The sequence below is a fragment of the Rhodococcus sp. R1101 genome (assembly GCF_000278445.1).
Classification (GTDB): Bacteria; Actinomycetota; Actinomycetes; order Mycobacteriales; family Mycobacteriaceae; genus Rhodococcus; species Rhodococcus gordoniae.
Genome location: NZ_AJVB01000757.1, coordinates 1 through 1,155 on the forward strand (window position 1 = coordinate 1; position 1,155 = coordinate 1,155).

At 67.6% G+C, this 1,155-nt stretch carries 2 protein-coding genes; both read left to right on the top strand.

Annotated features, from left to right (window positions below; genetic code table 11):
* The coding region (locus tag R1101_RS0123935; protein WP_016935685.1) for a dCTP deaminase domain-containing protein at positions 1 to 253 on the top strand (253 nt) is incomplete at its 5' end.
* 104 nt (positions 254 to 357) lie between these two features.
* A partial coding sequence (locus R1101_RS28565; RefSeq protein ID WP_037225026.1) for a beta-mannosidase occupies positions 358 to 1,155 on the top strand: 798 nt, incomplete at its 3' end.

Here is a 1,155-nt window from a genome sequence, read left to right on the forward strand (position 1 = left end):
GACGGCCGGTTTCATCGACCCGGGCTTCGACGGGCACATCACCCTCGAGTTGTCCAACGTCGCGAACCTGCCGATCACGCTGTGGCCGGGAATGAAGATCGGTCAGCTGTGCCTGTTCCGGCTGACGAGCCCCGCCGAGCACCCCTACGGCAGCGCGAAGGTCGGATCCAAGTACCAGGGCCAGCGCGGGCCCACCCCGTCGAAGGCGTACCTGAACTTCGTGCACAAGCACCCCGACGCGCGTCCCAGCTGACGTCCGCGTCGGATCCTGCGCTCGGAACGGCCGGATACACCACGGAGGCCGCGATGTTTCCGGCCGGCCCGTGTGCACACGACCTCGCGGGTTAGTCTCTGAACGTGCGCGTCGCTGTGGTTGCTACCACACTTCTGCTCCTGCTCGCGGCCTGCGCGCAGGATACTTCGTCGCGTCCCTCGCCTCCGGAGGATCTTCCGGTGGTCCGCGCGGACGGCGACCGGCTCGTTCTCGACGACCGTCCGTGGTGGCCCGCCGGGCTCAACGCCTATCAGCTGGGTACGCGCTGGGAGATCAACAGGGGATGCGGTGCCGAGGTGGATCTCGACGAGTTCTTCGGTGCGCTGGCGCCCCGATCGGTGGTGCGTTTCGATGCCTTCCAGTCCCACGCCGTGCACCGGATCGGCGACATGCTCGACTTCTCCGCGCTCGACGCCGTCTTCGACGCCGCCGAACGGCACCGGGTGTACGTGATCCCGGTTCTCGCGCCGCAGGACAGTGATTGCGACGCGGGTGGATACAAACAGGCCGACTGGTACGACACCGGTTGGCGCGACCCGCTGCCCGGTCATGTGCTCGCCTACGACGACTGGGTCGCGACGGCCGTCGAACGGTGGGGATCGTCGCCCTCGGTGGCGATGTGGGAGTTGATCGGCGAACCCGAGACCGCGACCTGCACCGACGACGAATGCACCCTCGAACGACGCGAGTGCTTTCCCGGTGGTGCGCGACTGCTCCGCAACTGGATCGACGAGGCGGCAGGAATCGTCCGCGCACACGACCCGGACCGGCTCGTCACGGTCGGCACCATCGGAGGCGACCAGTGCGGTTCGGCCGGCGACGATTTCGAGATCGTGACGGACGCGGAGCAGCTCGACGTCGTGCAGTACCACGACACGACG